General features: G+C 71.7%; 19 protein-coding genes. 5 read left to right on the top strand and 14 right to left on the bottom strand.

The window, feature by feature from the left end; translation table 11 throughout:
* Positions 1-11: 11 nt before the first annotated feature.
* On the top strand, positions 12-1,898 hold the full coding sequence (locus OG892_RS10075; RefSeq protein WP_371628940.1) for an SMI1/KNR4 family protein: 1,887 nt from the start codon (positions 12-14) through the stop codon (positions 1,896-1,898).
* Positions 1,899-2,032: 134 nt separating this feature from the next.
* On the opposite strand, the gene glnA is transcribed toward OG892_RS10075, so the two are convergent.
* Complete coding sequence (gene glnA / locus OG892_RS10070) at positions 2,033-3,442, bottom strand: type I glutamate--ammonia ligase (protein WP_073735672.1); 1,410 nt, start codon at positions 3,440-3,442, stop codon at positions 2,033-2,035.
* Positions 3,443-3,708: 266 nt separating this feature from the next.
* Between glnA and OG892_RS10065 the strand changes: the two genes are divergently transcribed.
* Entirely contained in the window at positions 3,709-4,176 is a 468-nt protein-coding gene (locus OG892_RS10065) for an RDD family protein (RefSeq protein ID WP_073735671.1), read from the top strand.
* Positions 4,177-4,285: 109 nt separating this feature from the next.
* Here the strand turns inward: OG892_RS10065 and OG892_RS10060 are convergent, their stop codons facing one another.
* From OG892_RS10060 to lipB, 4 genes are all read right to left on the bottom strand, one after another.
* Positions 4,286-4,996 (bottom strand): DUF4191 domain-containing protein, encoded by a 711-nt coding sequence (locus OG892_RS10060; protein WP_073735670.1) that lies wholly within the window; start codon positions 4,994-4,996, stop codon positions 4,286-4,288.
* A gap of 19 nt (positions 4,997-5,015) precedes the next feature.
* On the bottom strand, positions 5,016-5,216 hold the full coding sequence (locus OG892_RS10055) for a hypothetical protein (protein ID WP_024492387.1): 201 nt from the start codon (positions 5,214-5,216) through the stop codon (positions 5,016-5,018).
* A gap of 310 nt (positions 5,217-5,526) precedes the next feature.
* Complete coding sequence (gene lipA / locus OG892_RS10050) at positions 5,527-6,492, bottom strand: lipoyl synthase (RefSeq protein WP_328697097.1); 966 nt, start codon at positions 6,490-6,492, stop codon at positions 5,527-5,529.
* 133 nt (positions 6,493-6,625) lie between these two features.
* Positions 6,626-7,438 (bottom strand): lipoyl(octanoyl) transferase LipB, encoded by an 813-nt coding sequence (gene lipB, locus OG892_RS10045; RefSeq protein WP_328867319.1) that lies wholly within the window; start codon positions 7,436-7,438, stop codon positions 6,626-6,628.
* A 265-nt stretch (positions 7,439-7,703) separates the two neighbouring features.
* On the opposite strand from lipB, the gene OG892_RS10040 reads away from it, so the two are divergent.
* Positions 7,704-9,443, top strand: coding sequence for a regulator (locus tag OG892_RS10040; protein ID WP_371628939.1), 1,740 nt, complete (start codon positions 7,704-7,706; stop codon positions 9,441-9,443).
* Positions 9,444-9,467: 24 nt separating this feature from the next.
* Here the strand turns inward: OG892_RS10040 and OG892_RS10035 are convergent, their stop codons facing one another.
* Positions 9,468-10,817 carry an NAD(P)/FAD-dependent oxidoreductase gene (locus tag OG892_RS10035; RefSeq protein WP_073735666.1) on the bottom strand — a complete coding sequence of 450 codons (1,350 nt, stop codon included), beginning with the start codon at positions 10,815-10,817 and terminating at the stop codon, positions 9,468-9,470.
* A 262-nt stretch (positions 10,818-11,079) separates the two neighbouring features.
* On the bottom strand, positions 11,080-11,979 hold the full coding sequence (locus OG892_RS10030; RefSeq protein ID WP_073735665.1) for a TIGR01777 family oxidoreductase: 900 nt from the start codon (positions 11,977-11,979) through the stop codon (positions 11,080-11,082).
* 54 nt (positions 11,980-12,033) lie between these two features.
* On the opposite strand from OG892_RS10030, the gene OG892_RS10025 reads away from it, so the two are divergent.
* Positions 12,034-12,561: an N-acetyltransferase family protein gene (locus OG892_RS10025; protein ID WP_371628938.1), complete on the top strand. Its 528-nt coding sequence runs from the start codon at positions 12,034-12,036 to the stop codon at positions 12,559-12,561.
* Positions 12,562-12,606: 45 nt separating this feature from the next.
* Here OG892_RS10025 and OG892_RS10020 read toward each other — a convergent pair whose 3' ends face one another.
* A complete protein-coding gene (locus OG892_RS10020) occupies positions 12,607-13,236 on the bottom strand; it encodes a TetR/AcrR family transcriptional regulator (protein WP_073735663.1) in 630 nt (209 codons plus the stop codon).
* Between the two features lie 140 nt (positions 13,237-13,376).
* Between OG892_RS10020 and OG892_RS10015 the strand changes: the two genes are divergently transcribed.
* Positions 13,377-14,147 carry an SDR family NAD(P)-dependent oxidoreductase gene (locus tag OG892_RS10015; protein ID WP_371628937.1) on the top strand — a complete coding sequence of 257 codons (771 nt, stop codon included), beginning with the start codon at positions 13,377-13,379 and terminating at the stop codon, positions 14,145-14,147.
* 48 nt (positions 14,148-14,195) lie between these two features.
* Here OG892_RS10015 and OG892_RS10010 read toward each other — a convergent pair whose 3' ends face one another.
* From OG892_RS10010 to lpdA, 6 genes are all read right to left on the bottom strand, one after another.
* Positions 14,196-14,717, bottom strand: a complete 522-nt coding sequence (locus tag OG892_RS10010; RefSeq protein ID WP_073735661.1) for a DUF4240 domain-containing protein — start codon at positions 14,715-14,717, stop codon at positions 14,196-14,198.
* An 87-nt stretch (positions 14,718-14,804) separates the two neighbouring features.
* Complete coding sequence (locus tag OG892_RS10005) at positions 14,805-15,785, bottom strand: YafY family protein (RefSeq protein WP_073735660.1); 981 nt, start codon at positions 15,783-15,785, stop codon at positions 14,805-14,807.
* Positions 15,786-16,348: 563 nt separating this feature from the next.
* Positions 16,349-19,018, bottom strand: coding sequence for a pyruvate dehydrogenase (acetyl-transferring), homodimeric type (gene aceE / locus OG892_RS10000; RefSeq protein ID WP_073735620.1), 2,670 nt, complete (start codon positions 19,016-19,018; stop codon positions 16,349-16,351).
* Positions 19,019-19,296: 278 nt separating this feature from the next.
* A complete protein-coding gene (locus tag OG892_RS09995) occupies positions 19,297-19,920 on the bottom strand; it encodes a GntR family transcriptional regulator (protein ID WP_073735619.1) in 624 nt (207 codons plus the stop codon).
* A gap of 147 nt (positions 19,921-20,067) precedes the next feature.
* The gene (sucB, locus tag OG892_RS09990; RefSeq protein WP_371628936.1) at positions 20,068-21,879 is read right to left on the bottom strand and encodes a 2-oxoglutarate dehydrogenase, E2 component, dihydrolipoamide succinyltransferase; all 1,812 of its coding nucleotides are present in this window, start codon (positions 21,877-21,879) and stop codon (positions 20,068-20,070) included.
* Between the two features lie 60 nt (positions 21,880-21,939).
* On the bottom strand, positions 21,940-23,328 hold the full coding sequence (lpdA, locus tag OG892_RS09985; RefSeq protein ID WP_073735617.1) for a dihydrolipoyl dehydrogenase: 1,389 nt from the start codon (positions 23,326-23,328) through the stop codon (positions 21,940-21,942).
* Between the last annotated feature and the right edge of the window lie 223 nt (positions 23,329-23,551).

The following is a 23,551-nucleotide window of genomic DNA, read 5'->3' as shown; positions in this document are numbered from 1 at the left end:
ACCATCCGGCCATGAACGATGCGTCTTTCAACTGGACCGATTTCCTTGGACGGTGGCAGGAGGAGTGGGTCCCGCGCGACGACGAGGACGATGACGACGACGGTGCTGGGACCCCGGTCCGGCTGGGCGTGCCCGGGGCGGGCGAGGGCGCGATCGCCGCCGCGGAGGCGCGGCTGGGGAAGCGGCTGCCGCCCTCCTACCGGGAGTTCCTGGCCGTGAGCGACGGCTGGAACGTGGACCAGATGGCCGGCGTCTACCGGCTCGGCGGCGTCGCGGACATCGGCTGGTTCCAGGACCCGTACGACCTGGCCCAGTTGTACGAGGAGAATCTGGACGAAGACCCGCGCGAGGAGGACGTCCTGCTGGCCGGGATGTGGCGCCGGGCGCTGCAACTGGAGACGGAGTCCGACGCGTCGTACGCCCTGCTCGACCCGGGCGACAGGGGCCGGGACGGCGAGTGGGCGCTGTACGTCTACAAGGGCTGGAGCGGTGAGTTCCCGGAACGTTACGAGTCGTTCCGCGCCTACATGGAGGCGATGTACCGCGGCTTCCACGGCCGCCGGGCGGGAATGCCGGACTTCGTGAACGCGACGACGCGCACCCTCGACGCGCGCGTCGAGGAGGCCCGTCTGCTGGCCCTGCGCGGGCGGTACGAGGAGGCTCTGCCCCTGCTGGAGGAGGCGCTGTCCTTCGGACGGCCACGCAGCGCCGACCTGCTGAACCAGCTCCGGCACCTGACGGCCCCCGGCGGCGACCGGGACTACGGCCTGCTGGTGGCAGACCCGCGCTGTCTGCCGGAGCTCCTGCCCCTGCACGCCATGGAGCCCGCGAGGCGGGGCGGTGACGACCACTGGCTCGGGATGATGGCCGCCCGTGGGGTCGCGCGGGACACGGCCGAGGCCGCTCTGCGCGCGATGCGGGACGGCTCCCATCGCTACGAGCCCCCCGGCGCCTGGGGCCGCGCCGTCTCCCGGGCCCGGGACTCGGCCCGCTGGGGGGAGACGGACGCCGCGTGGCGGGTGCTGCGCGAGGCGCTTCCGGGATGGGAGGCCCCGGGCCCCTCGCTGATCGCCCCGGTCGGGCTGCTCGCCGATCCGGTGCTCGGCCAACTGGTCACCCCGGAGCGTGGGCGGGAGATCCTCGCGACACCGAGGGCCGGGGAGATCGGGCCCGCTCCCGGACCGGTGCCCGACCTCGATCCGCCGGGCCTCGCCTGGCTGACCGGGCCGGAGACGCGCCGGCCGCCGTTCGACGGATACCGCTGCGTCTGGGTCGAGGGGGCCGATCCCACCCTGCTGCCCGCCCTGCTGGGCGAGGAGGATGCCACCCTGAGCGCGCCCGTCGACCAGCGCATGGTGCCCTGGCGCATGCCCAAGGACGACGGGTGGGAACCCCCGCAGCCCTGGGAGGACCGGGGCGTGGCCTCGGTCGGCCGCACCGCGGGCGCCTGGTCCTTCGCCTTCGACGGCCACCCCCGGTTCCTGAACGACCGGTTCGTGTCCCCTGCCGCGCCCGCCTCCGCGTCCGGACGCGCGGCCGTGCTGTGGCGCGACCCGGATCACCCGGCCCCGGGCGGCCGGCTCACGTTCCACCTTTCGGTGGCCGAACAGGGCCAGGAGCTCTACGCGTTCACCGTGCGCGGCACGGAGATCCAGCGTTCCGGTGCCATACCCGAGGCACTGGACCCCGAGCGCCTGTTCCGGCCGGAGGACCCCGCACCGGACAACGAACTGCGTGCCCTGGAGGCCCTGCACACCGAACTCGGACTCGCGCTCCCCCGCTTCGCGCTGACCCGGGGCAGGCTCAGCACGTTCACCCCGCGCTCCTGGACCCGGGCGCCGCGCGAGGGCGAGAGCTACGCGTACCTGCGCATGGTGCGGCACCGGCACCGGCACTGACACGGGCGAGGGCCGCTGCCCCGATCACGGGGTAGCGGCCCTCGCCCATGCTGTCGGCTCACGCCGGCGAATCAGGCACGCGGTCCGCCCCGGTGCACAAGGCACGGAAACCGACCGGTGACGGACTCCGCCGCCTAGAGGTCGAAGTACAGCTCGAACTCGTGCGGGTGCGGGCGGAGCTGGATCGGGGCGATCTCGTTCGTACGCTTGAAGTCGATCCACGTCTCGATCAGGTCGGGCGTGAAGACGCCGCCGGCGAGGAGGTACTCGTGGTCGGCCTCAAGGGCGTCGAGGACGGCCGGGAGGGACGTCGGGACCTGCTGGACGTTGGCGTGCTCCTCGGGAGCCAGCTCGTAGAGGTCCTTGTCGATCGGCTCCGGCGGCTCGATCTTGTTCTTCACGCCGTCCAGGCCGGCCATCAGGAGGGCCGAGAAGGCGAGGTACGGGTTGGACGACGGGTCCGGGGCGCGGAACTCGACGCGCTTGGCCTTCGGGTTGGAGCCCGTGATCGGGATGCGCATCGCGGCGGAGCGGTTGCGCTGCGAGTAGACCATGTTGACCGGGGCCTCGAAGCCGGGGACCAGGCGGTGGTAGGAGTTCACCGTCGGGTTGGTGAACGCCAGCAGCGACGGGGCGTGCTTCAGGATGCCGCCGATGTAGTAGCGCGCCATGTCCGAGAGGCCCGCGTAGCCCTGCTCGTCGTAGAACAGCGGGTCGCCGCCGGCCCACAGGGACTGGTGGACGTGCATGCCCGAGCCGTTGTCACCGAAGATCGGCTTCGGCATGAAGGTCGCGGTCTTGCCGTTGCGCCAGGCGACGTTCTTCACGATGTACTTGAAGAGCATCAGGTCGTCGGCCGCGGCGAGCAGCGTGTTGAACTTGTAGTTGATCTCGGCCTGGCCGGCGGTGCCGACCTCGTGGTGCTGGCGCTCGACCTGGAGGCCGTTCTTGTCCAGCTCCAGGGAGATCTCCGCACGCAGGTCGGCGAAGTGGTCCACCGGCGGGGTCGGGAAGTAGCCGCCCTTGTAGCGGACCTTGTAGCCGCGGTTGTTGTCCTCGGACCCGGTGTTCCAGGCGCCGGCCTCGGAGTCGATGTGGTAGAAGCTCTCGTTCGCCGACGTCTGGAAGCGGACGTTGTCGAAGACGTAGAACTCGGCCTCGGGACCGAAGAACGCGGTGTCGGCGATGCCGGTGGAGGCGAGGTACGCCTCGGCCTTCTTGGCCACGTTCCGCGGGTCACGGCTGTACTGCTCGCCGGTGATCGGGTCGTGGATGAAGAAGTTGATGTTGACGGTCTTGTCGCGGCGGAAGGGGTCGACACGGGCGGTCGACAGGTCCGCGCGGAGCGCCATGTCGGACTCGTGGATGGCCTGGAAGCCGCGGATCGACGAGCCGTCGAAGGCGAGCTCCTCGGTCGGGTCGAAGACCGCCGCCGGGATGGTGAAGTGCTGCATCACACCGGGCAGGTCGCAGAACCGGACGTCGATGAACTTGACGTCTTCGTCGGCGATGTACTTCTTCACGTCGTCGGCGTTCTGGAACATCCAACTCCTCCTACTCCCGGCCCGGGGTGGGACGGGGTTGCAGCTCGTTGTGCGGCCAGTGCGGTGGCACACGCTGGACCCGACCATAGGCAGACCGGATTTCTCAAGCATGACCCATTTGTTTCGCTGAAGTTAACCGGGCCGGGTGTGAGTAGCGCCTCGTGACCGTGCGGTGACCGGTTCCGGGCCGGTTTCCCCGGGGTGCGGGAACGCGGCTGTTCCACCCGCCCGGCAGGGGGCCGGGGCGGGCGCAGTACCGTGGTCGGGTGGACAACAGGCAAGCAATCGGATCGTGGCTCTCCGGGCCGCGTGCGGCCGCCGAGGACATGGGCGCGGACTTCGGGTACCGGGGCAAGCGGCTCGGGCTCCCCGAGCAGGGGCCCGGGGCCGCCGCGCCGCTCGGCCGCCGCTTCGGCGCGATCTTCGTCGACTGGGCCCTGTGCATGGTGATCGCATACGGGCTGTTCGCTCGCGGTGACCAGCAGGCGGCCGGCAACTGGGCGGTGGGGATCTTCCTCGTACTGAGCCTGCTCACCGTCGGCACCATCGGCTGCACGCCCGGCAAGCGCCTCATGGGCATCAGGGTCGTCGCAGAGGGTGGCGGGCGGCTGGGGCTCGGGAGGGTGCTGGTGCGCACCGTGCTGCTGTGCCTGGTGATCCCGGCCCTGGTCTGGGACCGCGACGGCCGTGGGCTGCACGACCGGCTGGCCCGCGCCGTCCAGATCCGCGGCTGAGACGGGATACGACGCGTAGGACGTGCGCACACACGGATGCGCAGAGGGCGGGTCACGAACCAGGAGTTCGTGACCCGCCCTCCGCGCATCCGGATGCCCGCTCCGTACGTCAGCGCATCTTTCCGCCGCGCGGCATCCGCATGCCCTTCGGCATCGGGCCCTTCGGCAGCGGCATGTTGCTCATCAGGTCGCCCATCGCGCGCAGCCGGTCGTTGGCGGCGGTCACCTGGGGGCCGGTCAGGACACGCGGCAGCTTCAGCATCTTGGTGCGCACCTTCTTGAGCGGCACCTGGCCCTCGTCGTTGCCGACGATGATGTCGTGCACCGGTACGTCGACCACGATGCGGGCCATCTTCCTCTTCTCGGCCGCGAGCAGGGACTTCACCCGGTTCGGGTTGCCCTCCGCCACCAGCACGATGCCCGCCTTGCCCACGGCGCGGTGGACGACGTCCTGGCTGCGGTTCATCGCGACCGCGGGCGTCGTGGACCAGCCGCGGCCCACGCGGTCCAGTACCGCCGCGGCGGCGCCCGGCTGCCCCTCCATCTGCCCGAAGGCGGCCCGCTCGGCACGCCGCCCGAAGACGATCGCCATCGCGAGGAGGGCGAGCACGAAGCCCAGGATGCCCACGTAGATCGGGTGGTTGATCAAGAAACCGATCGCGAGGAGGACACCGAAGGTGACGATTCCCACACCCGCGACGACAAGACCGATCTTGGAGTCGGTCCGCCTGGTCATCTTGTAGGTCAGGGCGATCTGCTTGAGTCGCCCCGCGTTCTCGGCGCTGTCCGCGCCTTCAGTGGATTTTGCCTTCCTCGCCATGCAATGAAGTTTACGTGGCCTAAGAACGGTGCTCGGCCACGGCCTCCAGTACGGACTCGGACTCGACCCGGTCCTTGGCCCGGCGGCGGTCCTCCAGGACGGCGGTCCAGGCATTGCGGCGGGCGGTGCGCTGGCCGCTGCTCAGCAGCAGCGACTCGACGGCGCGGAGGGCGTTGGTGACGGTCGGAATGGCTGTGGCGCGTACCGGCGCGGCCTGCATCGTGGAAGTCCCCTCGGAACGGATGCGCGGACTGAGCGGCGCTCAGTGGGCGGACTGTGTTGCGCGGACTGGATACGGAAGCGGCGTGGCCAGCGGCCGGGAAGCCACTGCGCTGCGTGCATCCAGGGTCACTGCTCGGTGTTACCAGCGCATGACCGGTCGGTCAAACACCAATGAAACCTTGATAGCGGCGCCGCGCACGTCGGCGCGGCCCATCTGCGCCTCCGACCTGCGAGGAGCGGACGGGCCGCGCCGAATCAGCTATTACTGCTCAGTAACTACTTGTGCCCGGTTTCACACGGGCGTCCGGCTACGCGGTCGGCGCGACGGCGGCTGCGTCGCGCCGCTCGACCGCCTGCTGGAAGAGCCGGCCCGCGCGGTACGAGGAACGGACCAGCGGCCCGGACATCACACCGGAGTAGCCGATCGCGTCGGCCTCGTCCTTGAGCTCCACGAACTCGTGCGGCTTCACCCAGCGCTCGACCGGGTGGTGGCGCGGGGTCGGCCGCAGGTACTGCGTGATCGTGATGAGCTCGCAACCCGCGTCGTGCAGGTCCCGGAGCGCCTGGCTGACTTCCTCGCGGGTCTCGCCCATGCCGAGGATCAGGTTGGACTTGGTCACCAGACCGGCCTCGCGGGCCCGGGTGATGACCTCCAGGGAACGCTCGTACCGGAAGCCGGGGCGGATCCGCTTGAAGATCCGCGGCACCGTCTCCACGTTGTGCCCCAGCACCTCGGGGCGCGAGGAGAAGACCTCCGCGAGCTGCGCGGGCTCGGCGTTGAAGTCGGGGATCAGCAGCTCCACCTTGGTGTAGCCGCCCTCCCGCTCCGCCGTCTGCGCGTGGATCTGGCGCACGGTCTCCGCGTACAGCCAGGCACCGCCGTCCTCCAGGTCGTCGCGGGCGACGCCGGTGATGGTGGCGTAGTTCAGGTCCATCGTGACGACGGACTCACCGACGCGGCGGGGCTCGTCCCGGTCCAGCGCCAGCGGCTTGCCCGTGTCGATCTGGCAGAAGTCACAGCGCCGGGTGCACTGGTCGCCGCCGATGAGGAACGTGGCCTCGCGGTCCTCCCAGCACTCGAAGATGTTGGGGCAGCCCGCCTCCTGGCACACCGTGTGCAGACCCTCGCTCTTCACGAGCTTCTGCAGCTGGTTGTACTCGGGGCCCATCTTCGCCCGGGTTTTGATCCACTCGGGCTTCCGCTCGATGGGGGTCTGGCTGTTCCGGACCTCAAGGCGCAGCATCTTGCGCCCGTCGGGTGCGACAGCGGACACTCCGGCACTCCCCTTTGCTTTCACTGCATTGGATTCTTCGGCGAACACCAGGGTACGCCCGTGGTTCATGCGGCTTTACGTCTGGACCAACCCGTGGCCGGCAGGGCCTATTCCCGGTGCCGTGTTCCGAGCGTCACGCCGTGGCCACGGCATCGACAGGGCGCTCGATGACGCGCGGAGCGAGTTCGGCGTTCTCCAGGACGTCCCGCAGGTGCTTCTCGACGACCGGGAGCACGTCCGTGATCGTGAGATCGCGGCCCAGCTCGTACGCCAGTGAGGTGACGCCCGCGTCCCGGATGCCGCACGGCACGATCCGGTCGAAGGAGGTGTTGTCCGGGTTCACGTTGAGCGCGAAACCGTGCATCGTCACGCCCTTGGCGACCCGGATGCCGATCGCGGCAAGCTTGCGGTCCTCGCGGCGCTGTCCGGCGTTGGACGGGGCGTACTCGGGGCCGTTCAGCCGGGCGTCGAACTCCTCGTCCTGGAGCCTGGGGTCGAAGTCCAGGGAGAGGCCGCCGATCGCCGGACGCTCCTCGACCGGGTCCCCGAGCACCCAGACGCCGCTGCGGCCCTCGACCCGGCTGGTCGCCACCCCGAAATCGGCCGCCGTGCGGATCAGCGCGTCCTCCAGGCGGCGGACGTGCGCGACGACGTCCACCGGGCGCGGCAGCTTCTGGATGGGGTAGCCGACCAGCTGGCCCGGCCCGTGCCAGGTGATCTTGCCGCCCCGGTCCACGTCGATGACCGGCGTGCCGTCCAGGGGGCGCTCGCTGTCGAGCGTGCGCCGGCCCGCCGTGTAGACGGGCGGGTGCTCCAGCAGCAGGCAGGTGTCGGGGACGGTGTCCTCGAACCGCGCCGCGTGCACCTCGCGCTGCTTCTGCCAGGCCTCCCGGTAGTCGACGGATTCCTCGCCGAATCCCAGACGGACGAACCGAAGCTCAGTCACGGCAGCAGCCTTTCTCCTTGCGGTGCCGGAAGCCGGGAAGTGTCCCCGCGCCACGTCACCATGCACCGAATCGCGCCACCCGCAACTGTACGACCGGCGTTCGGGTGCCGACCGGGCAGGTGGTTCTCGTCAGCTTCTCCGCAATCCTCACACGATCGGATGAAAGTGAAGCGAAGGTGGCCGAGGTCGCCCCGGAGGCCGCTAAATTCGCGCCGTTCCATAAGGGCTGCCCGCCCGGCCCCGAAGGCAGGAGACCGTACAGCTGATGTCGGATCGACCTCCGCAGCGCACGCCCAACCGCCGACTCGCCTCGCTCATCACCGAAGCCGGGTTCTCCAACGCCGGCCTCGCCCGCCGGGTGGACCAGCTCGGCCTCGAACACGGCCTGGACCTGCGGTACGACAAGACCTCCGTGACCCGCTGGCTGCGCGGACAGCAGCCGCGCGGGACCACCCCGGCACTGATCGCGGAGGTCTTCACCCGGCGGCTGGGGCGCAGACTCTCCGCCCAGGACCTGGGCCTCGACGCCTGCGCCCCGGTCTACGCGGGCCTGGAGTTCGCCGCCACCCCCGCAGAGGCGGTCGACATCGTCAGCGGGCTGTGGCGGAAGGACTCCGGCAGCCATGCGGAGCTGCGGAAGATCGCCTTCACCCCGGCAGGCCTGGTCGTCCCCAGCCGGGACTGGCTGATCGGCCGGGCGGACGAGTGGGTGGCGCGCGGCGTCGAGCCCGGAGCGGCCGTGGGGGCGGCCGGCGGACCGGTGAGGGCCGGTGGTGCTCCCGGTACCGGCCCGGCCGGCCGGATCCCCGGCACCCAGGCACCCGGCGGCTCGCGTGGAACGTCCGGACCGAACGGCGGCTACGGCGGCTACGGCGTGAACGGGCACCCCGGTGGCGGTCTCGGCGCGGTGCCCGAGCAGGGCGGGGTTCCCGGTCCCGGCGGCAGGCCCGGTCCCCGGGGGCCCGCCCCGGTCCGGCCGTCCGGCACACCCGGGGCCCACGGGCTTCCGGGAGCCCTCGTCCCGCCGGGGACGCCGGGGACACCGCACGCCCCGGGTGTCCCCGGCGTGCCCCGGCAGCGGCAGACGGAACGGGGCTCCGGCCAGAAGGTCAGCAGCGGCGACGTCGCCGCTCTCCGGTCGGTCGCCGAACTCTTCCGCACCCTCGACAACGCCTACGGCGGCGGCCATGCCCGCCAGGCCCTGGTGCGGTACCTGGAGCACGAGACGGAACCGATGCTGCGCGGCACCTACGGCGAGGCCACCGGCCGACGGCTGTTCGCCGCCGCCGCCGATCTGACCCGCCTCGCGGGCTGGACCTCGTACGACATCGCCGCGCACGGGCTCGCCCAGCGGTACTTCGTGCAGTCCTTACGCCTGGCCCAGGCCGCCGGGGACCGGGCCTACGGCAGCTACGTCCTGATCACCATGAGCAGGCAGGCCGTCTACCTCGGACACGGCAGGGAAGCGGTGCAGCTGGCGCGGGTGGCCCAGCAGGGCATCGGCTCGGCGGCGCCGAACGTGGTACTGGCCCTGCTGCACGCGGTCGAGGCGCGCGGGCACGGCGTCCTCGGGGAGGCCAAGGCCTGCGTGGCCTCACTGGCGCGGGCCGAGCGCGCGCTGGAGGTATCGCGCCCGGGGGACGAAGTGCCGCACTGGGCGCGCTACTTCGACGAGGCCCAGCTCGCCGACGAGTTCGGGCACTGCCACCGGGACCTCCAGCAGTACCGGGCCGCCGCGCAGCACGCGGAGCGCTCGCTACAGCTGCGCGCCCCCGGGTACGCCCGCAGCCGGCTGTTCTGCCGGGTGGTGCTGGCCTCCGCCCGGCTCGGGCTGGGGGAGCTCGACCAGGCCTGCCGACTGGGCGCGGAGGCCGCTCAGCAGGCCACCGAGATGCGCTCGGTGCGCGCCACCGAGTACGTACGCGACTTCGAGCGCCGGCTCGAACCGTTCCGGGACGCCGCCCCGGTACGCGGGTACCGGGAGCGGGTCGCCGCACTCGGCTGAGGCCGGCGCCCTCGCGGACACGGCCTACGCCGCCTCCGGGAACGCGGTGGCGCTTGTGCGGCCCGGCCGTACGCCCAGGTCGGTGAGGATCGCCCCGGCCGCGCGGCGGGCCGAGGACAGCGCCCCCTGGACCGTACTCGTGTCGCGGTGGTCGCCGCAGACGTACAGCCCCGCGAGCAGCCGGACCGGGCGGTGGGGGTCGTGCGGGGCCGCCATGGCGGGCACCGCCTCCGGGTCGTGGTGGACGGCCAGCAACTCCCAGTCGTCCGTCGGTGTGCCGTGCAGCACGGCCAGATGGGCCAGGACCGCGCGGTCCAGATCGGGCGGCGGGGTGCCGAGCACCGTCGAGCTGACCAGCGTCCGGCCGTGCGGGGCACGGGCGGGGTCGACCTCGCTCATCACCGCGGTGTGCGCGACCGGGCCCGAGCGGTCGGCATCCAGCACCAGGGACGCGCCGGTCTGCGGGGGAGCCGGGGCGGTGTGGTGAAGCACCGTCACCGGATGGAAGGACGGCACCCGCAGACCGGGCAGCAGTTCGGCGGCGGCGCCCGCGCCGGTGGCCAGCAGCAGGGAGCGGCAGCCCAGTTCGCCGTGCTCCTTGGTGCGCACCGAGGTGATGTCGGCGGCCGTGACATGGACGCCCGTCCGTACCGTGCCGGGCGGCAGCGCCGCCGCCAGCAGCTCGGGCAGCGTGCCCGAACCCCCCGACGGCACGCAGAGCCTGCCGCTCGCGTAGCTGCGCAGGGCCAGATCGGCGCACCGGCTGGACGTGCTGAGTCCGGGGTCGCTGAGCAGCGCGGTGAGCAGCGGGCGCACGAAGCCGTTGAGCGTACGGGAGGACAGGCCGCGGCCGGACAGGGCTTCCAGCGCGGTCCGTTCGGGCCGGGCCAGCACCCGCGCCCGGGGGGTGGCGGCCAGCCGGGACAGTGCCGCGCCGAGCCTGGCCTGGTCTATCGCGCCGCCCATGGCCCCGGTGATGGCCCCGCCGAGCGGCGCCCTGGGGGCACTCGCGAGCGCGCGCGCCGCCTTGAGCGCGCCGCGGGCATTGCGCGCGCCCCGGGCGCTCCGTATCTCACCGGTGCGGTGGCGGCGGCCCTCGCTGTGGACGAGCACGCCGGGGGCGAAGTTCCGCAGGACGAGATCGTCCAGTCCCGGGGCCGCGTACAGCTCCGGATAGGAGGTGTTGAGGAGCGGGCCGAGGAGGTCGAGCCGGAACCCGTCGACCTCCTCCGTCATCATCCGGCCGCCGACCCGGGGGCCGGCCTCCAGGACGCTGACGCTCACTCCCGCGCTGGTCAGCTGGTGAGCCGCTGCCAGGCCGGCGATCCCGGCCCCGATGATGACGACGTCCGCGTGGTGTGCCGTGCTGAGCACGTGCCCTCCCCGAGTCGGCGCGATTGGTGGGAGGGTTGTGCCCTCAACAGGCCACCGAAATGCGCGAGTTCGCCATGAGGCTAGGAGTGCGGCCGGTTATCGGCGCAGTCGCGCGCACCGGGGCACCGGTGCACGGGGTCGCACATCCGTCTGAATCCGACTACGGGTGGGGTTCCTGGCGTCGTTGGGGCTTCCGGGGCCCGGGATCCGAGTCGGCCGGGGGTGGTGGCGGACCCGTCGCCGTGGTGCGCGGAGGGCCGGATCAGCGCAGTGCCGCGCGGATGGCGGCGTCGATCCCGGGGAAGGCGAACGAGAACCCCGTGTCCAGCAGCCGCCCCGGCAGCACCCGCTGACTGCCCAGCACATCCCCGGCGAATTCGCCCAGGGCGATCCGCAGCGCGGGCGCGGGCGCGGTGAACAGGGTCGGCCGGCGCAGCACCCGGCCCATCGCCGCCGTCACCTCGCCGTTGGTGACGGGGTCGGGGCCGGTCAGGTTCACCGCGCCGGACAGCTCGGGGGTGTCGAGGATGTGCCGCAGGGCCGCGATGTGGTCGTGCAGCGCGATGAAGCTCCAGTACTGCCGCCCGTCGCCCAGCCGCCCGCCGAGCCCCGCGCGGAAGAGCGGGAAGAGCCGGCCCCAGGCCCCGCCCTCCCGAGCGACGACCAGTCCGGTGCGGGCGTGCGCGGTCCGCACCCCCGCCTCCTGCGCGGCGGCCGTGGCCTCTTCCCACTCCACGCACACCGACGGCAGGAACCCGTCGCCGGGCGGCGCGCTCTCGTCGACCGCCCGGTCACCGGTGTCGCCGTAGAAGCCGATCGCGGAACCGGCCAGGAGCACCTTCGGCGGGGTGTCGAGCGAGGCGACGGCCTCCGCGATCGCTGCGGTGCCCAGCACCCGGCTGTCCCGGATCTCACGCTTGTACGACTCGGTCCAGCGGTGGTCGCCCACCCCGGCCCCGGCGAGATGGACGACGGCGTCGCAGCCCACCAGTCCGGCCACGTCGACGTAGCTCCGTTTCGGGTCCCACTCCACCTCGTCGCCCGACCGGGCGGGGTGCCGGACCAGCCGGACCACCTCGTGCCCGTCGGTGCGCAGGGAGCGCACCAGGGCCGCTCCGATGAGTCCGGTCGATCCGGTGACAGCGATACGGGAGTGCGGCATGGGGCCATCCTGCCGTACCGGACGGGCCGAAGGGGGCGTGGCACAGTTGCGCGCATGTCCGAGATTCATACGCACCCGGCCCACTCCGTCCGTCCCTCGGTCCTCTCCGACGAAGCCGCGCTCGGTGAACTGGACCGCGCCACCTGGTCGACGCTGCACGCCGTGTCGCCCCGGCCGCAGCCCCCGTACGCCCCGTTCTTCGACGAGAACCACCGGCCGCCGGACTTCCTGGTGGCCGAGGCGCGGGACGCGACGGGCGGGACGCGGCTGGCCGGGTACACCAGGCTGGTCCCGCCGACCCCGCTGGCCTGCAACACGCACGTACGCCAGATACAGGGCCTGGCCGTGGCCGACTGGGCGCGCGGCCGGGGGATCGCAAGGGCGCTGCTGCGGGCGGCGATGGCGGCGGCGCGCGACCAGGGCGCGAACCGCATGACCCTGCGGGTGCTCGGGCACAACGCGCCCGCGCGGGCGCTGTACGCCTCTGAGGGGTTCGTCGTCGAGGGGGTGCTTCCCGGTGAGTTCTTCCTGGCCGGACGCTATGTCGACGACGTGCTGATGGGGCGCTCGCTCGCGCCCTGAGCTCCTTGAGCTCCTTGAGTCCCTTGAGCCGGTCCCTGCGCTCGGTCAGTCCTTGAACAGCCGCATTCCGCCGGTGAGTTCGTGCAGGCAGCGCACCGCGAGGTCTGCGGGGGAGCCGGCCCCGGCCGCCGGGGCGTCCGTGCCCGCCCAGGTCTCCAGGGCGACCCGTACCGCGTCCGTGGCGGCGGCCGCGGCGAGCCGGATCTCCAGGGGGTCCGCCGCGTCGCCCGCCAGCCGGGTCAGCACCGGCAGCAGCCGCTCCTCCGAGTCCTGGTTGACCCGGTACCAGACGGCTCGCAGCGCCGGATCGTCCTGCGCCGCCCGCAGCAGCCCGCGGGTCTGGCCGAGCTGCTCCGCGGCGTACTCGTCCCCGGGGCTGAGCGCCTCCGTCACCGCCCGCTCCAGGACCCCGGCGAACGGTGCGCCCGGCTCCGCCGCTTCGAGCAGTGCCTGCCAGCGTTCGGCGCCGCCGGTGAGCAGCGGCCCCACCGCGTCCTGCTTCGAGCGGAAGTAGCGGTAGAAGGTGCGCAGCGCGACGCCCGCCCGGTGGGCGATGTCCTCCGCGGTGGTGCCGTCGGGGCCGCGCTCGGCGAAGAGCGCGGCGGCCGCGCGCGCGATGTCCAGCTGGGTCGCGGCCTTGCGGCGTTCGGTGAGTGACGGCTGCGGCGGGTTCATTCCCCGCAGATTACCCCGGCCGGGCCCGGATCGCATCGAACGAGTGCACTAAATGCCGTCATGGCAAAACGTGCCACATAGGCGTACGGTGGACAGTGAAAGAGATCGTCATCGGGGGATTCGAGATCGGGAGACCTCATATGAACCGCTACGAACGCCGACGCGTACTCATCACCGGCGCGGGCTCCGGCATCGGACGGGCCACCGTCCACCGCGTCCTCGCGGAGGGCGGTCTCGTGGTCGCCGCCGACGTCAGCGAGGCGGGGCTGAAGGCCACGTACGCCAAGGCCGTGGCGGACGGCACCGCGGAGCGCCTCACCACCACCGTCCTGGACATCTCGGACGAGACCGCCGTGCGGACCGGTGTCGCCGCCGCCGTGGCCACCCTCGGCGGGCTGGACGTGCTGGTCAACGCCGCGGGCATCCTGCGCTCCGAGCACACGCACAAGACCTCGCTGGAGTTCTTCAACAAGGTCATCGCGGTCAACCTCACCGGCACCTTCCTGATGATCCGCGAGGCGATACCGGCCCTGCTCGCGGGCGACAGTCCGGCCGTCGTGAACTTCTCCTCGACGTCCGCGAGCTTCGCGCACCCCTACATGTCCGCCTACGCGGCGAGCAAGGGCGGCATCCAGTCGATGACCCACGCGCTGGCCGCCGAGTACAGCAAGCAGGGGCTGCGGTTCGCCGCCGTCGCGCCCGGCTCGATCTCGTCCGACATGACCAGCGGCAACGGACCGGGGCTCCCGGCCGACGCCGACATGTCCCTCTTCGCGAAGCTGTCCCCCGCCCTGGGTGAGGGCTTCGCCAGCCCGGACACCGTGGCGGGCGTCGTCGCGATGCTCGGCTCGCAGGACGGCGCGTTCATCACCGGTACGGAGATCCGCATCGACGGCGGCACCCACTACTGACCGGGGCGGGAGGGCTGGGCAGGACCCGGGGCCCGGGGGCGGTGGGGCTCAGACGCCGCCGAACCGCTCCTGGAGCGACGGGAAGCGCTCGGCCAGGGCCGCGTGGTCCTCAAGGCTGAACGGGATGCCCTCCGGCTCTGCGGGCTGGGGCGGCAGCCCGAGGTCCGGCGTGACCACCCCGGTGAGCTGCTCGTACGCCTCGTCGGCGGCGTAGCCCAGCTCCTCCGCGTCCCCGTCCAGCTCCTCGTCGAAGTCGTCGAGGAGCTCGGCGAGGCTGTCCGGATCGTGTACGGCGCCCTCGAAGACCTCCCGGCCCTGACCGATCAGCCAGCAGCGGAAGTAGTCGAAGGCGTCGTCGCTCGCCCCGCCGAGCAGTACGGCGGCGGCGCCCCACAGCTCCCAGCGGTAGGCGCGGTTGTAGCGGGCCTCGAAGTGCCGGGCGAAGTCCAGCACGGAATCGGGATCGAGCTGCACCAGCCGTTCGACCAGCAGATCGGCGTGGTCCTCGGGGTCGCCGTCAGCAGCCTCGCGGGTGCTGTCGACGATCTCCCAGAATTCAGTCTCGTCCATCACGGGTCCAGCATCTGCCCTGGCGGCGGGCGATGCACGCGGAGACACCGAAATGAAGCCTTACGGTCTCCACCGCAGGGGTGATCGTTACCGGGGCCGCCGGTAGAGCGAGTGCAGCCGTTCGGCGGCGACGGCGAACCGGGTCCGCAGCCCATCCGGTTCCAGGACCTCCAACTCCGGTCCCAGGGAGAGCAGCTGGCCGTACGCGACATCCAGGGACTCGACCGGCAGAGTGACCGTGACCCAGCCGTCGGGCCCCGGCGGGCCTGCCGCGGCCAGGGCGTCGTGGGCGGCGGCCCGGTCCACGGTGTGCGGCAGCCGGGCGGCCGCGGCCTCCGAGAGGCGCAGCGTCACCTCGGTACGCAGGATCGACCGGGCGAACTGCGCCGCGCGCTCGTCCCAGAACCCCGGCAGGTCGAAGCTCTCGTCCCGGACGAACCGGGTGTCAGAGACGGTGACGGCCGTGAACCTGTCGATCCGGTAGACCCGGAAGTCGTCCGCCGCGCGGGCGCAGAGGTACCAGACCCCGGCCTTGAGCACGAGTCCGTACGGCGACAGCTCCCGCTCCACCTCGGTGTCCCGGCCGGGCCGCCGGTAGCGCGCCAGCACCGTCCGGTCGTCCCGGACCGCCTCGGCGACGGCGGGCAGCAGCTCGGGGGTGACCGGTTCCCGGTACCAGCCGGGTGCGTCCAGGTGGAAGCGGCGGCTGACCCCGGCCGAGGCGTCCCGCAGGGAGGGCAGCAGGGCCGCCGACACCTTCAGCCGGGCGGCGTCCCCGGCGTCCGCCAGCCCCATCTCGCGCAGCGCGGAGGGCAGCCCGGAGAGGAAGAGCGCCTCGGCCTCGTCACGGGCGAGCCCGGTGAGTCCGGTGCGGTACCCGCCGACGAGCCGGTACCCGCCCGCCCGCCCCCGCTCCGCGTAGACCGGGATCCCGGCCTCGGAGAGCGCCTGGGCGTCCCGGGTGACGGTCCGCTCCGACACCTCCAGTTCCTGGGCCAGCTCGGCGGCGGTCATGGCGGGGCGGTGCTGCAGGAGCAGCACCATTCTGATGAGCCGGGCAGCACGCATGCGGCCATTGTGGCCGCGGTGAGGGGTACGTGTGCCTGCGGCCCGGCGCGCCTGGGCGGCCTCAATCGCCGGCCGGGCTGGGTTTGGCCTCAAGCGTCGGCCGGGCTTGAAGTGTGGCCTCAAACGCCGGCCGGGCTTGACGGGTGGCCTCAATCGCCGGCCGGCTTGGAACGTGGCCTCAAACGCCGGCCGGGCTTGAAATGAGGCCTCAAACGCCGGCCGGGCTCAAAAGCTGTCCTCAATCGCCGGACGGGCTGGGGGTGCGCCCTGCCGCGCATGAAATCGCTCGGCAGGCACATCAAGCCCGTCCGGCGATTGAGGACAAGGCCTCAGGTCGGGGAATCCCGCAGAAATCAAGCCCGTCCGGCGATTGAGGACAAGGCCTCAGGTCGGGGAATCCCGCAGAAATCAAGCCCGTCCGGCGATTGAGGACAAGGCCTCAGGCCGGAGAACCCCGCAGAAAACAAGCCCGTCCGGCGATTGAGGACAGAGCCTCTGCCGGACGGGCTGGAAGAAACGGAGGACGGGGAGCAGGGTGGGCCCGCGCCCCGTCCTCCGGGCCGTCAGAGCCCGTACCGCTCGCGCGCGTCCTTGACCGCAGACGCCGGCACCTCGCCGCGACGGGCCAGCTGGGCCAGTGCCGCGACGGTGACCGACTGCGCGTCCACGCCGAAGTGGCGGCGGGCCGCCTCGCGGGTGTCGGAGAGGCCGAAGCCGTCCGTACCGAGCGAGGACCAGTCCTGCTCCACCCACTGGCTGATCTGGTCCGGCACCGCGCGCATCCAGTCGCTGACCGCGAGGACCGGACCCGGTGCGCCTTCCAGCGCCTGGGTCACGTACGGCGTCCGCTGCTCACCGCGGAGCAGCGCCTCGTCGCACTCCAGCGCGTCGCGGCGCAGCTCGCCCCACGAGGTGGCGGACCAGACGTCGGCCGTGACACCCCAGTCCGCGGCCAGCAGCTCCTGGGCCTCCAGGGCCCAGTGGATCGCCGTACCGGACGCCATCAGCTGGAGGCGCGGCGCGTCCGCCTTCGCGGGCGTGCCCTCCTTGAACCGGTAGAGGCCCTTGACGATGCCCTCCTCGACGCCTTCCGGCATCGCGGGCTGCGGCTTCGGCTCGTTGTAGACCGTCAGGTAGTAGAAGACGTTCTCGGCCTCGGGGCCGTACATCCGGCGCAGACCGTCCTGGACGATCACCGCGATCTCGTACGCGAACGCCGGGTCGTAGTTGAGCGACGCCGGGTTCGTGGACGCGATCAGGTGCGAGTGCCCGTCCGCGTGCTGGAGGCCCTCACCCGTCAGGGTCGTACGGCCCGCCGTGGCACCGACCACGAAGCCACGGCCGAGCTGGTCGCCCAGCTGCCAGAACTGGTCGCCCGTACGCTGCCAGCCGAACATCGAGTAGAAGATGTAGAACGGGATCATCGGCTCGCCGTGCGTCGCGTACGACGTGGACGCGGCGATGAAGTCGGCCATCGCGCCGGCCTCTGTGATGCCCTCGTTGAGGACCTGGCCGTCCTTGGCTTCCTTGTAGTACATCAGCTGGTCGCGGTCGACCGGGTCGTACGTCTGGCCCAGCGGCGAGTAGATGCCGGCCGACGGGAACAGCGCCTCCATACCGAAGGTGCGGGCCTCGTCGGGGACGATCGGAACCCAGCGCTTGCCGGTCTCCTTGTCCCGCATCAGGTCCTTGGCGAGCCGGACGAAGGCCATCGTGGTGGCCAGCTCCTGCTTGCCGGAGCCCTTCTTCAGCGCGGCGAACGCGCGCTCCTCGGGCGCGGGCAGCGCCACCGCGTGCACCCGGCGGGCCGGGGCGGGGCCGCCGAGGGCGGCACGGCGCTCCTGGAGGTAGCGGACCTCGGGGGAGTCGGCGCCCGGGTGGCCGTACGGCACCAGGCCCTCGTCCAGCTTCGAGTCCGGGATCGGCAGCTCCAGCAGATCGCGCATGGCGCGGAACTGCTTGCCGTCGAGCTTCTTCATCTGGTGGTTGGCGTTGCGCGACTCGAAGCCGGAGCCGAGCGTGTAGCCCTTCACCGTCTGCGCCAGGATCACCGTCGGAGCACCCTTGTGCTCCAGGGCCGCCCGGTACGCCGCGTACACCTTGCGGGCCTCGTGGCCGCCGCGCGAGGTGTGGAAGCACTCCGCGATCTTCGCGTCCGTGAGCAGCTTCGCCAGCTCGGCGAGCGCGGGCTCGGCGCCGAAGAAGTGCTCGCGGATGTAGGCGACGTCACGGGTGGCGTACGTCTGGAACTGCGCGTCCGGGACCTCCCGGAGCCGGCGCACCAGCGCACCCGTGGTGTCGAGCTGGAACAGCTCGTCCCAGGCGTTGCCCCAGAGCGTCTTGACGACGTTCCAGCCGGCACCGCGGAACGCGCCCTCCAGCTCCTGGACCACGCGGAAGTTGGCGCGGACCGGACCGTCGAGGCGCTGCAGGTTGCAGTTGATGACGAAAGTCAGGTTGTCGAGCTGCTCACGGGCCGCGAGGGCGAGGGCTGCGGTCGACTCGGGCTCGTCCATCTCGCCGTCGCCCAGGAAGGCCCAGACGTGCGAGTTCGACGTGTCCTTGATGCTGCGGTTGGTCAGGTAGCGGTTGAAGCGCGCCTGGTAGATCGCCGAGAGCGGGCCGAGGCCCATCGAGACGGTGGGGAACTCCCACAGCCAGGGCAGCCGCCGCGGGTGCGGGTAGGAGGGCAGACCCTCGCCGCCCGCCTCCTGGCGGAAGTTGTCGAGCTGCTGCTCGCTGAGCCGGCCGTCCAGGAAGGCGCGGGCGTATATGCCGGGGGAGGCGTGGCCCTGGATGTAGAGCTGGTCGCCGGAGCCGTCTCCCTCCTTGCCGCGGAAGAAGTGGTTGAAGCCGGTCTCGTACAGCCAGGCCGCGGAGGCGAAGGTGGCGATGTGGCCGCCGACGCCGAACCGGGAGCCCCGGGTGACCATCGCGGCCGCGTTCCAGCGGTTCCACGCGGTGATCTTCGATTCCATCTCCAGGTCGCCGTCGAACGCGGGCTCGGCGGCGGTCGGGATGGAGTTGACGTAATCGGTCTCCAGCAGTTTGGGCAGCGCGAGACCGGCGCCCTCGGCATGCTGGAGCGAGCGGCGCATCAGGTATGCGGCGCGGTGCGGGCCTGCGGCCTTGGTGACGGCATCCAGGGAGGCCGCCCATTCGGCGGTCTCCTCGGGGTCGCGGTCCGGGAGCTGGTCGAGCTCGCTCGGAAGCTTTCCTACGGGGTCGGTCATGATCGCCGCCTTCCGGTGAGGAGGGGGGTGGAGAAAGGTCCCTGACTGGCAGGACAGGGCGATGGGGCCGGTGGGCCCGCGGATGAACTGTAAGTCTCCGATCGATGATCGATCAAAGGATGAAAGGCAAAACTTCTCGATATGGAGAAAGTGGCATGGCGTGCCGCAGAACAGGGCACGCAGTGACGGGATATAGCGCATAAAAGGGGCGCCGGTCTGCACGGGTGAGCGCCTCTCATGTCACATGCGCACCAAGGCCGGCGCTGCGCCCGTCCCGCTCAGGCGCGCGGGGCGCACCCGAGCACGTGCGCCTTGACCAGCACGCCGATGTCCGGGTCCTTGCGCAGGAACGCCTCGATGAGCGCCTCGTGCTCCTCCGCGTACGACTTCTGCACCGTGCCGAGCCAGCGGATCGAGAGGGCGGTGAACACCTCGATGCCCAGCCCCTCCCAGGTGTGCAGCAGTACGGCGTTGCCGGCCGCCCGGACCAGCTCGCGGTGGAAGCCGACCGTGTGGCGCACCTGGGCCTCCCCGTCGGCGAGCCGGTCGGCCTCGTACAGCGCCGTGACGTGCGGGGCGAGCCGTGAGCAGTTCTCGCCCAGCCCCGGGGCCGCCAGCTCCGCCGCGATCTGTTCCAGGCCGGCCCGGACCGGGTAGCTCTCCTCCAGATCGGCGGCGGTGAGGTTGCGGACCCGGACGCCCTTGTTGGGGGCCGACTCGATCAGCCGGAGCGTCTCCAGCTCCCGCAGCGCCTCGCGCACGGGCGTCTGGCTGACCTCCAGCTCGGTGGCGATGCGCCGCTCCACGATCCGCTCGCCCGGCTTCCAGCGCCCGCTGACGATCCCGTCCACGATGTGCTCGCGGATCTGTTCGCGCAGCGAGTGGACGACGGGCGGGGTCATGTGGGGCTCCTTCGGGCAAACCGGTGCTGCCTGCACCCAACTCGGCTGCCGGAGCGGCCGGTGGTGTCTAGACAATACGGCGGCGCCCCCGCCCGGGAGTGTTCCGGACGGGGGCGCCGCTGGTGAGGCTGGTTACAACCGCGGTGCTCAGAGGCCGAGCTCGACCTCGAACTCACCGGCCTCCAGGATCGCCTTGACCGAGGTCAGGTAGCGGGCGGCGTCGGCGCCGTCCACCAGACGGTGGTCGTAGGAGAGCGCGAGGTACGTCATGTCGCGGACACCGATGACGGTGCCCTCCTCGGTCTCGATGACGGCCGGACGCTTGACGGTGGCGCCGATGCCCAGGATGGCTGCCTGGTTCGGCGGCACGATGACGGTGTCGAACAGCGCACCGCGCGAGCCGGTGTTGCTGATGGTGAAGGTGGCACCGGACATGTCGTCCGGCGTCAGGCCGCCACCGCGGGCCTTGCCGGCCAGCTCGGCGGTCTTCTTCGAGATACCGGCGATGTTGAGGTCGCCCGCGCCCTTGATGACCGGGGTCATCAGACCCTTCTCGGCGTCCACGGCGATGCCGATGTTCTCCGAGTCGAAGTACGTGATCGTGCCTTCGTCCTCGTTGATCCGGGCGTTGACGACCGGGTGGGCCTTCAGCGCCTGGGCGGCGGCCTTGACGTAGAAGGGCATCGGGGAGAGCTTGACGCCCTCACGGGCCGCGAAGGCGTCCTTCGCCTTGTTGCGCAGCTTCATCAGCTTGGTGACGTCGACCTCGACGACCGTCGTCAGCTGGGCCTGCGAGTGCAGCGCCTTCATCATGTTCTCGCCGATGACCTTGCGCATGCGGGTCATCTTGACCGTCTGACCGCGCAGCGGAGAGGCCTCCAGCTTCGGCGCCTTGGAGGCGGCCGGAGCAGCAGCGGCGGCGGGGGCCGGGGCGGCGGCGGCCTTGGCGGCCTCCGCGGCGGCGACGACGTCCTGCTTGCGGATACGGCCACCGACGCCGGTGCCCTTGACTGCGCCCAGGTCGACGCCGTTCTCGGCGGCGAGCTTGCGGACCAGCGGCGTGACGTACGCGCCGTCGTCCCCGGAGGTCGCGGCCGGAGCGGCGGCCGGAGCCGCCGGGGTGACCGGAGCCGGAGCAGCGGCGGCGGGCGCCGGAGCGGCCGGGGCCGGAGCGGCGGCCGGTGCCGCGGGAGCCGCCGGAGCCGGGGCCGGGGCAGCGGGAGCCGGCGCGGCCGGAGCCGGAGCGGCGGGAGCTGCCGGCGCGGCCGGAGCCGGAGCGGCAGCGGCCGGAGCCGGGGCAGCAGCCGGAGCCGGGGCAGCGGCAGCCGGAGCGGCACCGGGAGCACCGATGACGGCGAGCTTGGCGCCGACCTCGGCGGTCTCGTCCTCGGCGACGACGATCTCCAGCAGCACACCGGAAACCGGGGCCGGGATCTCGGTGTCGACCTTGTCCGTGGAGACCTCGAGGAGGGGCTCGTCCTCCGTGACCTCCTCGCCGACCTCCTTCAGCCAGCGGGTGACGGTGCCCTCGGTGACGCTCTCACCGAGCGCCGGAAGGGTGACGTCGGTGCCGGAGGCACCACCGGCGGGGGCGGCGGCGGGGGCCTCGGCCGCGGGGGCCGGAGCGGCGGCGGGGGCCTCGGCCGCGGGGGCCTCGGCGGCCGGTGCCGGGGCGGCCTCGGGCTCGGCGGCCGGAGCCGCCTCGGCGGCCGGGGCACCGGTGCCGTCGTCGATGGTGGCCAGCTCGGCGCCGACCTCGACGGTCTCGTCCTCGGCGACCTTGATGGAGGCCAGGATGCCGGAGGCGGGAGCCGGGATCTCGGTGTCGACCTTGTCGGTCGATACCTCGAGCAGCGGCTCGTCGGCCTCGACGCGCTCGCCCTCGGCCTTCAGCCAACGGGTGACAGTGCCCTCGGTGACGCTCTCGCCGAGCGCCGGAAGGGTTACGGAAACCGACATGGTTTCAGTTGCTCCTTACGAATGTGCGGAAGTAGGTCGGTCGTCGCGCCCGTCGACTGATCAGTCGTGGGAGTGCAGAGGCTTGCCGGCCAGGGCCAGGTGGGCTTCGCCCATCGCCTCGTTCTGCGTGGGGTGGGCGTGGATGAGCTGCGCGACCTCGGCCGGCAGCGCCTCCCAGTTGTAGATCAGCTGGGCTTCGCCGACCTGCTCGCCCATACGGTCACCGACCATGTGGACGCCGACCACGGCACCGTCCTTGACCTGGACGAGCTTGATCTCGCCCGCGGTCTTGAGGATCTTGCTCTTGCCGTTGCCCGCGAGGCTGTACTTGAGGGCGACGACCTTGTCCGCTCCGTAGAGCTCCTTGGCCTTGGCCTCTGTGATGCCGACGGAGGCGACCTCGGGGTGGCAGTACGTCACCTTCGGGACACCGTCGTAGTCGATCGGAACGGTCTTCAGACCGGCCAGCCGCTCCGCGACGAGGATGCCCTCGGCGAAGCCGACGTGCGCGAGCTGGAGCGTCGGGACCAGGTCGCCCACGGCCGAGATGGTCTCGACGTTCGTCCGCATGTACTCGTCGACGAGGACGTAGCCGCGGTCCATCGCGACACCGGCCTCCTCGTACCCGAGGCCCTGCGAGACGGGGCCGCGGCCGATGGCGACGAGCAGCAGCTCGGCCTCGAACGTCTTGCCGTCGGCGAGGGTCACCCGGACGCCGTCCTGGGTGTACTCGACACCCTGGAAGAACGTACCGAGGTTGAACTTGATGCCGCGCTTGCGGAACGCGCGCTCAAGAAGCTTCGAGCTGTTCTCGTCCTCGACCGGGACCAGGTGCTTCAGGCCCTCGACGATGGTGACGTCGGTGCCGAAGGACTTCCACGCCGAGGCGAACTCGACGCCGATGACGCCGCCGCCCAGCACGATCGCGGACTTCGGGACCCGGTCCAGCTTCAGCGCGTGGTCCGAGGAGATGACGCGGTTGCCGTCGATCTCCAGGCCCGGCAGCGACTTCGGCACGGAGCCGGTCGCCAGGAGCACGTGGCGGCCCTGGATGCGCTGGCCGTTCACGTCCACCGAGGTGGGGGAGGAGAGCCGTCCCTCACCCTCGATGTAGTGCACCTTGCGGGAGGCGATGAGACCCTGCAGACCCTTGTACAGGCCCGAGATCACGTCGTCCTTGTACTTGTGGACGGCCTCCATGTCGATGCCCTCGAAGGTGGCCTTGACACCGAACTGGTCGGCCTCGCGCGCCTGGTCCGCGATCTCACCGGCGTGCAGCAGGGCCTTCGTGGGGATACAGCCGTTGTGCAGGCAGGTGCCGCCGACCTTGCCCTTCTCGATCAGAGCGACGTCCAGGCCCAGCTGCGCTCCGCGCAGGGCCGCGGCGTAACCGCCACTGCCACCGCCGAGGATCACTAGGTCGAAAACGGTGCTGGCGTCGTTCGCCACGTCACGTCCTCCATGCATGTGCGCCGTACGCCGGGCCCCCGTCATCGGGGTGTGACCGGCCGGTCGGCTGGTGTGCGGCCGCTTTTGTCATTCGGCCCTGTGGTGGGGGCCCTGTCCTGCCGAGAACCCATCTTCGCACTTGTTGACGGTGGGCGGGACGCGGGGCCCGGGTCTGGGACGGACGATGGTCCGTCCCAGCGGGTTACCGCCGCGTAGGGAGGGC

Origin of the sequence: Streptomyces sp. NBC_00341 (assembly GCF_041435055.1) — a bacterium.
In the GTDB taxonomy this organism is placed as follows: Bacteria; Actinomycetota; Actinomycetes; order Streptomycetales; family Streptomycetaceae; genus Streptomyces.
The sequence above is the reverse complement of the archived record's forward strand: the minus strand, read 5'-3'. Positions and strand labels throughout refer to the sequence as shown.

What these genes read in the sequence shown, in the direction of transcription:
- OG892_RS10040 (WP_371628939.1), top strand. Translation starts at nt 7,704, where the DNA reads ATGTCGGATCGACCTCCGCAGCGCACGCCCAACCGCCGACTCGCCTCG.
- sucB (WP_371628936.1), bottom strand. Translation starts at nt 21,879, where the DNA reads ATGTCGGTTTCCGTAACCCTTCCGGCGCTCGGCGAGAGCGTCACCGAG.
- OG892_RS10030 (WP_073735665.1), bottom strand. Translation starts at nt 11,979, where the DNA reads ATGCCGCACTCCCGTATCGCTGTCACCGGATCGACCGGACTCATCGGA.
- glnA (WP_073735672.1), bottom strand. Translation starts at nt 3,442, where the DNA reads ATGTTCCAGAACGCCGACGACGTGAAGAAGTACATCGCCGACGAAGAC.
- aceE (WP_073735620.1), bottom strand. Translation starts at nt 19,018, where the DNA reads ATGACCGACCCCGTAGGAAAGCTTCCGAGCGAGCTCGACCAGCTCCCG.
- OG892_RS10005 (WP_073735660.1), bottom strand. Translation starts at nt 15,785, where the DNA reads ATGCGTGCTGCCCGGCTCATCAGAATGGTGCTGCTCCTGCAGCACCGC.
- OG892_RS10010 (WP_073735661.1), bottom strand. Translation starts at nt 14,717, where the DNA reads ATGGACGAGACTGAATTCTGGGAGATCGTCGACAGCACCCGCGAGGCT.
- OG892_RS10055 (WP_024492387.1), bottom strand. Translation starts at nt 5,216, where the DNA reads ATGCAGGCCGCGCCGGTACGCGCCACAGCCATTCCGACCGTCACCAAC.
- OG892_RS10075 (WP_371628940.1), top strand. Translation starts at nt 12, where the DNA reads ATGAACGATGCGTCTTTCAACTGGACCGATTTCCTTGGACGGTGGCAG.
- OG892_RS10060 (WP_073735670.1), bottom strand. Translation starts at nt 4,996, where the DNA reads ATGGCGAGGAAGGCAAAATCCACTGAAGGCGCGGACAGCGCCGAGAAC.
- OG892_RS09995 (WP_073735619.1), bottom strand. Translation starts at nt 19,920, where the DNA reads ATGACCCCGCCCGTCGTCCACTCGCTGCGCGAACAGATCCGCGAGCAC.
- OG892_RS10025 (WP_371628938.1), top strand. Translation starts at nt 12,034, where the DNA reads ATGTCCGAGATTCATACGCACCCGGCCCACTCCGTCCGTCCCTCGGTC.
- OG892_RS10015 (WP_371628937.1), top strand. Translation starts at nt 13,377, where the DNA reads ATGAACCGCTACGAACGCCGACGCGTACTCATCACCGGCGCGGGCTCC.
- OG892_RS10020 (WP_073735663.1), bottom strand. Translation starts at nt 13,236, where the DNA reads ATGAACCCGCCGCAGCCGTCACTCACCGAACGCCGCAAGGCCGCGACC.